6 protein-coding genes and 1 tRNA gene are annotated in these 8220 nt (G+C 66.2%); all 7 read right to left on the bottom strand.

What is annotated here, in order from left to right:
* Positions 1–195 precede the first annotated feature (195 nt).
* A tRNA-Asn gene (locus AC5RWT_RS31720) sits at positions 196–268 on the bottom strand.
* A gap of 81 nt (positions 269–349) precedes the next feature.
* Positions 350–2467, bottom strand: a complete 2118-nt coding sequence (gene dnaG, locus AC5RWT_RS31725) for a DNA primase (RefSeq protein ID WP_494083686.1) — start codon at positions 2465–2467, stop codon at positions 350–352.
* 107 nt (positions 2468–2574) lie between these two features.
* Positions 2575–3873, bottom strand: coding sequence for a deoxyguanosinetriphosphate triphosphohydrolase (locus AC5RWT_RS31730; RefSeq protein ID WP_494083687.1), 1299 nt, complete (start codon positions 3871–3873; stop codon positions 2575–2577).
* Positions 3866–5047: a tRNA dihydrouridine synthase DusB gene (dusB, locus tag AC5RWT_RS31735; protein WP_494083688.1), complete on the bottom strand. Its 1182-nt coding sequence runs from the start codon at positions 5045–5047 to the stop codon at positions 3866–3868. The genes AC5RWT_RS31730 and dusB overlap by 8 nt, the downstream gene beginning before the upstream one ends.
* Before the next feature lie 196 nt (positions 5048–5243).
* Positions 5244–5912 carry an HAD family hydrolase gene (locus AC5RWT_RS31740; protein ID WP_494083689.1) on the bottom strand — a complete coding sequence of 223 codons (669 nt, stop codon included), beginning with the start codon at positions 5910–5912 and terminating at the stop codon, positions 5244–5246.
* Between the two features lie 23 nt (positions 5913–5935).
* A complete protein-coding gene (locus AC5RWT_RS31745) occupies positions 5936–6844 on the bottom strand; it encodes a GNAT family N-acetyltransferase (protein ID WP_494083690.1) in 909 nt (302 codons plus the stop codon).
* A gap of 81 nt (positions 6845–6925) precedes the next feature.
* The coding region (locus AC5RWT_RS31750) for a glycine--tRNA ligase (protein WP_494083691.1) at positions 6926–8220 on the bottom strand (1295 nt) is incomplete at its 5' end.

The raw sequence follows: 8220 nt of genomic DNA on the forward strand, positions 1-8220 counted from the left end.
CTGGACTCGAACCAGTAACCCTTCGATTAACAGTCGAATGCTCTGCCAATTGAGCTACGGGGGAATGAAGCGAATAAAACTCTAGCAGGACCGCGGCGAGGAGACGAAATCGGCGCCCCGCCCGCACCCACGCGGGAACGGCTGGAAGCACAGGATCCCCGCCTTCGGACGAAGACGGGGATCCTGGTTGCTCCGCTCCCCCGACTGGACTCGAACCAGTAACCCTTCGATTAACAGTCGAATGCTCTGCCAATTGAGCTACGGGGGAAGGCTGCCATCCGCCACCGGCGGTTTGACCTCCAACAGCATACTCAATGGAGGCCGGAACTTGCCAATCGGAGGTCGTCCGCTATTCGGCCCGGAGTGCGCGGCGCTGCATTTCCAGTTCCATCAGTTCACGGTTGATCCGCTGGTAGCTTTCGGGATCTGCCGCGGGATCCATCCGCTGCAGCTGGCCCAGCTTGTCCGCCTTCAGGTGAGTGATCTGCAGGTCCTGCAGTCGGTTCAGGATGCCCCGGCAATACAGCCGCAGGGCTTCGTCGTTCTGCGCCGGCAGCGGCGTCACTGCCAGTTCGGACACGAAACCCCGCAGATCCTCCGGCACCTCCTGCCGGATGGTTTCCACCCACTGCGACGGGGTGGCACCGGAAACGCCGGCTGTCCGGACGGCACCGTGGACGGCCACATGCACCGGAGCCAGGAAGCGGGCCTGCATGAACTGTTCCCACTGGTTCGCATCGAGGAGGCCGGGTTGCTGAATGGCGACTTCCAGTGCCTGGTGTTCCAACCGGACCACGGGATCACTCAGGTCCGGCCGCGGAAAGGCCGGCGCGGGTGCCGCATATTGGCCGGGGTCCGGCTCGTAGTGCGACGCATCCCCCTCATTGCCGCCTCGGCTGAAGCCCTGCTGGGCAGCCTGCCCGTAGTCAGGCCGGCTCTGGCCGTTGCGCTGCCGGTGGGAAGGATTTCCAGGATTCCAGGCGTCCTCCCGGCCCTGTGGACCGCCGTTGCCGCGCCGCACCCGTACAGACGCCTGTTGGGGGCTGCGGTTCGCTTCCTGCCCGCGGCCCTGTTGTCCCTGCTCGCGGGCTGTCTTCCGGGCCGGCCCGGGGTCCTGCCCGCGTTTGGCCGCTCCGGCCACGGCCCGGGTGACCTCCTCGACGTCCATGCCCAGCCAGCCGGCAAGCTCGCGCGAGTAGCCGGGCCGCATGGCGGGGTCCCTGATCTCGGCGACCACCGGGGCGGCGGCGCGCAGGGCCTGGACCCTGCCCTCCACGGTGTCCAGGTTGAACTTCTTCAGGGTGGCCTTGATCGCAAACTCGAACAACGGGCGGCGGGAGCTGATCAGCTCGCGCACCGCACCTTCGCCGTGGCTCAAGCGAAGATCACAGGGATCCGCGCCGCTGGGCCCCACCGCCACGTAGGTTTGCGCCACAAAGCGCTGATCTTCCTCAAAGGCGCGCAGTGCGGCCTTCTGGCCTGCCTCGTCGCCGTCGAAGGTGAAGATCACTTCGCCTCCGGTTCCGTCATCGGAGAGCAGGCGCCGGGCAATCTTGATGTGGTCCGAGCCGAAGGAGGTGCCGCAGGTCGCCACTGCCGTCTGGATGCCCGAAAGGTGGCAGGCCATCACATCCGTGTAACCTTCCACGACCACCAACTGGCGGCTGCGGGCAATGTCCCGTTTGGCCAGGTCGATCCCATACAGGACCTGGGACTTTTTGTAGAGCGCCGTCTCGGGCGTATTCAGGTATTTTGGCCCTTGGTCTTCCTCGAACAGCTTGCGGGCACCAAACCCTATCGTTGCCCCCGTCAGGTCGCGGATGGGCCAGATCAACCGGCCGCGAAAACGGTCATAGATCCGGCTGTTCCTGCCGTCGGATCCATCCGAGCCGCCGGAGAACATGCCTGTCATCCGCAGTTCGTCCTGCGTGAAGCCGCGTCCGGTCAGGTGCTTGAGCAGGCTGTCCCACCCCTGCGGGGCATAGCCGACAGAGAACTGTTCCGCAGCGGCTGCGTCGAAGCCGCGCCCGGAGAGGAAATCGCGGGCGGCCGTGGCACCGGGGCTTTGCAATTGCTCCCGGAAAAACTCCGCGGCAACCTTGTGTGCGTCCAGCAGTCGCTGCCGCTTGCCCACGTCTTCCCTGCGTGGACCGGTGCCGCCGTCTTCGTAGCGCAGGGTGTAGTTGATCCGGTGCGCGAGCTTTTCCACCGTCTCGGAAAACGTGGTGTGGTCCATCTTCTGCACGAACGAGATCACGTCGCCGCCCTCGCCACAGCCGAAGCAATGGTAAGTGCCGACCTGCGGGCGGACATGGAACGATGGCGATCGTTCGTCGTGGAAGGGGCACAGACCCTTGAACGAGCCGATGCCGGCCGACTTCAGCGTGACATAGCCGTCGACGACCTCTTTGATGTCGGTGCGCTGGCGGACTTCATCGATGTCTTCACGCTTAATGAGTCCGGCCATAGTCCTATGTTATGCAGCCGTGCCAAATCGGCCGCCGCTGCCCCGCCGGCAGGTGATGGGGTGCCGCAGGAACCGCCTGTGGAGGACGGCTCCGGCGGCCCGGGACCTTACAGCAGGGTGCGGTGGGCTCCCATCAGGCGTTCGTGCAGCGCCAGGGCTGAGACATCGGTGAGCGAAGCGATCTGGTCGATGACCACGCGCAGGCGGGCGCCGTCGTCGTTCGCGTCACGCCAATCCGAGGCGAAAGGCTCTTCCAAGTGCTTCTCCCCCGTGGCGTGGAGTTCGCTGACCAGGTCCTGCAAAATTTCCTGTTGGTGCTCGTAGACGGGCTGGCGCAACTCCGCGGTCATGACGAACGTGGTCGCCAAGCCCTTCATCACCGCGATCTCCGTGGCAGTTTCCTGCGGCACCACGAGTTCCGCCCCGTAGCGGGTCAACTGCGGGGGGCCGTAGATAGAACGGGTGGCGTCCATCGCGCTGGAGCAGAACCGGCCGATCAACTGGCTGGTCATGTCTTTCAGCGCCGCCATCGCCTTGCGGCTGCCGTCTGCCTCGCGCACCCAGACCCCGGATTGCTCCAGCCGGGTCAGTGCTTCATCCACTTCCTGGGCGTCACTGGAGGGCAGGTACCACTGCTGGGTGTAGCCGATGACGCGGCTGCGGGTGTCGGCGCTGTCCAGCCATTTGAGCTGGATGCGTCCGGCCACAATCGCGTCTTCGACGTCGTGCACCGAGTAGGAGATGTCATCCGCGAGGTCCATCACCTGCGCCTCAAGGCAGGAGCGGCGCTCCGCGGCGCCTTCGCGGAGCCAGTTGAAGACGGGCAGGTCGTCGTCGTAGGCGCCGAACTTGCTGGTGCGCTTGCCATGGATGACCGGCGCATCGTCGGCGGCCCACGGGTACTTGCAGGCCGCGTCCAGGCTGGCCCGGGTGAGATTCAGTCCGGCCGGTGAACCGTCCGGGCGCAGGATCTTGGGCTCCAGCCGGGTCAGCAGCCGAAGGGTCTGCGCGTTGCCTTCAAACCCGCCGATGGCATGGGCCGCGGCGTTCAGCGCTGTCTCCCCGTTGTGGCCGAACGGAGGATGGCCAAGGTCGTGGGAGAGGCAGGCGGCGTCCACCACATCCGGATCGCAGCCCAGGCTCCGGCCGAGCTCGCGGCCCACCTGCGCCACCTCCAGGCTGTGGGTCAGCCGGGTCCGGACGAAGTCGTCCGTGTCTGGCGACACCACCTGCGTTTTGGCGCCAAGACGGCGTAGCGCCGAGGAATGCAGGACGCGGGCCCGGTCTCGTTCAAACTGCGTGCGGTAGGTGCTCTTGGGCTCCTCCGCGTACCAGCGTTCCTGGTCGAACTCCGTATATCCCGGCGTAGGCGGCGCCGGGCGGCCGGTGCGCGCCGCCTCAGCCACCGGAGACGTCCAGCTCGGCAGCGGCGATCATCGACTTATGCTCGGCACTCAGTTCCCTGCTGGACAGCCAGCCGTCCGGCAGGGCCGTGCGCTTGGGCGTACCGGCGCGTCCGCGCGGCCCCTCGGCGTCTGCTCCCGGGTAAGGGGCATCGGCATCCAGTTCAGCCAGCAGTTCGCGCAGTACTTCAAGCGTGGGCACCTGGGCCAGCGCCGCACGCAGTTCTCCGCCGACCGAGTACCCCTTGAAATACCACGCCACATGCTTGCGGATATCCCGCAGCGCCTTGCCTTCGTCCTCGAAGTAATCCACCAGCAGTTCGGCGTGCCGGTAGAAACTGTCGGCGACCTCCTTCAGCCCCGGGCGGAAGCGCTGCTCCCTCCCTTCGAACGCGGCCTGCAGGTCACCGAACAGCCACGGGCGGCCTTGGCAACCGCGGCCGACGACGATGCCGTCCACACCGGTCTGTTCCACCATCCGCACCGCGTCTTCGGCGCTCCAGATGTCACCGTTTCCCAGCACCGGGACGTCCGGGAGAGCTTCGCGCAGTTCGGCGATGGCGTTCCAGTCCGCCTTGCCCGAGTAGAACTGGCTCGCGGTGCGGCCATGCAGCGCCACGGCTGCCACTCCCGCATCGCGGGCAATCTTGCCGGCCTCGATGAAGGTCAGGTGGTCGTCGTCGATCCCTTTGCGCATCTTGATGGTCAGCGGCACGTTGCCCTTGGCCGCCTCGCGCGTGGCTGCCTGAATGATGGCGGTGAACAGTTCGGTTTTCCACGGCAGCGCAGAACCACCGCCGCGGCGGGTGACCTTCGGCACCGGACAGCCGAAGTTCAGGTCGACGTGGTCGGCACGGTCTTCCTCCACCAGCAGCCGCACGGCAGCACCGACGGTTTTGGGGTCCACTCCGTAGAGCTGGACGGACCGCACGTCCTCATCCTCATCGTGCGAAATGATCCGCATCGATTCCCTGTTGCGTTCGACCAGGGCGCGGGACGTCACCATTTCCGCCACGTAGAGGCCGCCTCCGTACTGGCGGCAGAGCCGTCGGAATGCCTTGTTGGTGATGCCGGCCATCGGGGCCAGCACCACCGGGGTGTCTACGGTGATCGGGCCGAGTTTGAGCGGCGGAAGCTCCAGCTTGGCGGCCGGTTCGGATGCAGCGGTAAGTGTCACCCGTCTATTCTCTCAAAACCGGACAAATCTGCATTGGCGCACCCGGGTCCTTGTGGATCGCCTCGGCCTGGGCGCTTCCGCCCGGCTCCCCGGGGGCGTTTCCGGATCGGTCCCCTAAGCGCTTGTGGGTTGGCTCCTCCGCCATTCGCTCACCGGCTCCTGCGCCCCGAGGGGACGCCGGACGCCTCCGGCGCCGTCACGCGCGCAGAAGGCTGCCGAAGGCGCTTTCCGCGAAATGTTCGAGCAAATCCTGCGCGTCCCGGTACACCTCGGCAGCGCCCGCTTCGGTCAACGTGGCGGCAGGGGTTCCACCGGACTCAAGGCCGATGCAGGGGATCCCGAGCTCTCCGGCCGCTTTGACGTCCCAGACGGCGTCCCCCACAAAGACTGTGTCCTCGGCCCGCAGCCCGGCCGCATCCAGTGCCGCTTGCAGGATGTCCGGCGCGGGTTTGCTTTGATCGGCATCGGCAGAACTGGTGGCGGCCGTGATTGACTCGTCGGCGTCGATGACGCGGCGCAGAACGGACAGCTCCGCTTCCTCCGCGGAGGAAGCCAGCACCACGGCCAGTCCCTCACGGGCGGCCCGGACTACGAGTTCCCGGGCGCCGGCAAAGCGCCGCAGCGCCGGCCAGTGGGTGGAAAAGACGGCACCGTGGGCGGCCTTGATCTGGTCATCCTGTGACTGGTCGCGGTCGTCGTCGAGCAGGTGCCCGATGAGCCTGTCGCCGCCCATCCCGACGCAGCGGTGAATGGCCGCCATTGGGACATCGATACCCGCTTGCCGAAAAGCCTGCCACCAGGCCAGCACATGCAGGTAATTCGAGTCCACCAGCGTCCCGTCTACGTCGAACAGCACACCTTTCATGAGCACTCCTCCTGTCCGTTTTGTCAGTCGCTGACGATGGAAGTTTCAGGGCCCAACTGGCGGGCGAGGCCGGCATCCAGCAGCGGCTGCAGCACGGCCAGCACCGCGGTCATCGAGTCGTCGACTTCCAGTTGCACCGGGTACTGCGCCACCAGCATGGCCAGCAGCGCCCGCACCGCGGCTTCGGCTTCTTCGGCCGGCAGTGCGGTGTCGTAGCCCATCAGCACATCTGCCGGAGCGTCGGTCCGCTCATGCGTGTAGCTGACGGCGAAAGCCTGGATCGTGCCGCCGTCGGACTTCGGCGCGCTGCGCAGCACCACCGCTCCTCCGGCCCCGGCAGACTCGCTCAGCAGCATCTGCTGCGCCCGTCCCACGGTCATGTCCGCCCGGTCCCACACATGGACGGAGTTGTAAAAGTCCGCCACCGCCCGGGTCAGTTCCACGGACCCGGTGGCCGCCTCCTCCAACTGCGGACCGGTTTCCACGAGGTCCGGCAGCGGCAGCGCGCCGGGCGGAACCTGCACCACGCGCGAACTCTGGATCTGGGTAAGGCCGGCGGCCCGGGCGAAGGCGGCGCCGGATGTCTCCGGCTCCACTTTGGCCCGCAGCTTCCGCACGCCCGACGGCGCCTGCTCGGCTTCGGCGCGAAGCCTCGCCAGCAGGTCACGGGCTACTCCGGCGCCCCGGTGGTCGCGGGCCACCTCTACGTAAACCCACAGCCGGTCCGGGTGCAGGCTGGTCTCGTACACCGCACCGGCGGCAACCGCTACTCCCTGATCCTCCGCCACGATGCACCGTGACCAGGGCTGGTCAGCGGACGGGCGGAGCATGGCCCGGAAATGACCGGCCTGGCCGGTCTCCGGGTCGCCCCAGATTTCGAGCAGGGCCAGGTCATCGTCCTCGCGCCAGTCACGGTAGGTCAGCTGGGCCATGGTTCTCCTTCGTCGGGTGCGCTGCCCTGAAGAGGGCTGAGGGACGGTTGCTGAGGCAGCGGATGCTTGAGTAGCGTTCGTTCAGGCACCAACCAGGCGGGCTGCCAGGTAGCCTTCGACCTTGTCCAGGGAAACCCGCTCCTGGGCCATCGAGTCCCGTTCACGGACGGTCACTGCCTGGTCCTCGAGCGTATCGAAGTCAACCGTGATGCAGAACGGGGTGCCGATCTCGTCCTGGCGGCGGTAGCGCCGGCCGATGGCGCCGGCGTCGTCAAAGTCGATGTTCCAGTTCTTGCGCAGGGCCGCACCCAATTCCTTGGCCTTGGGCGAGAGATCCTCATTGCGGGACAACGGCAGCACAGCAGCCTTGACCGGCGCCAGCCGCGGGTCCAGCCGCAGCACGGTGCGCTTGTCCACGCCGCCTTTGGCGTTCGGTGCCTCGTCCTCCGTATAGGCATCCACGAGGAACGCCATGAAGGAGCGGGTCAGACCGGCGGCCGGCTCGATCACGTACGGGGTGTAGCGCTCGTTCGTGGCCTGGTTGAAGTAGCTCAGATCGGTGCCGGAGTGCTTGGTGTGCGTGGACAGGTCGAAGTCCGTCCGGTTGGCAATGCCTTCCAGCTCGCCCCATTCCGAGCCTTGGAAACCGAAGCGGTATTCGACGTCGGTGGTGCCCTTGGAGTAGTGGCTCAGCTTCTCCAGGGGATGCTCGAAGAGGCGAAGGTTGTCCCGCTTGATGCCCAGGTCCACATACCACTGCAGCCGGGCGTCAATCCAGTACTGGTGCCATTCTTCGTCCGTACCCGGCTCCACGAAGAATTCCATTTCCATCTGCTCGAACTCGCGGGTGCGGAAGATGAAGTTGCCCGGGGTGATCTCATTGCGGAAGCTCTTGCCGATCTGGCCGATGCCGAACGGCGGCTTTTTCCGCGAGGTCGTCAGGACATTGTTGAAGTTCACGAAGATGCCCTGCGCGGTCTCGGGACGCAGGTAGTGCATGCCTTCTTCTTGGGCGACCGGGCCCAGGAAGGTCTTGAGCAGGCCGGAGAATTCCTGCGGTTCTGTCCACTCGCCCTTGGTGCCGCAGTTGACGCAGGCGATGTCCTTGAGGCCGTTTTCCGGCGCACGGCCCTTCTTCTCCTCATACTCTTCTTCGAGGTGGTCGGCGCGGTATCGCTTGTGGCAGTTCAGGCACTCCACCAGCGGGTCGGAAAAGACGTCCACGTGGCCGGACGCTTCCCACACCTGGCGCGGGAGGATCACCGAGGAATCCAGCCCGACGACGTCGTCGCGGCCGCGCACCATGGTCTGCCACCACTGGCGCTTGATGTTTTCCTTCAGCTCGACGCCGAGCGGACCGTAGTCCCATGCGGAGC

The sequence above is a fragment of the Arthrobacter sp. Dra40 genome, from assembly GCF_059091905.1.

Coding starts and splice junctions, on each gene's coding strand:
- AC5RWT_RS31745 (WP_494083690.1), bottom strand. CDS start 6,844: ATGGCCCAGCTGACCTACCGTGACTGGCGCGAGGACGATGACCTGGCC.
- dnaG (WP_494083686.1), bottom strand. CDS start 2,467: ATGGCCGGACTCATTAAGCGTGAAGACATCGATGAAGTCCGCCAGCGC.
- AC5RWT_RS31740 (WP_494083689.1), bottom strand. CDS start 5,912: ATGAAAGGTGTGCTGTTCGACGTAGACGGGACGCTGGTGGACTCGAAT.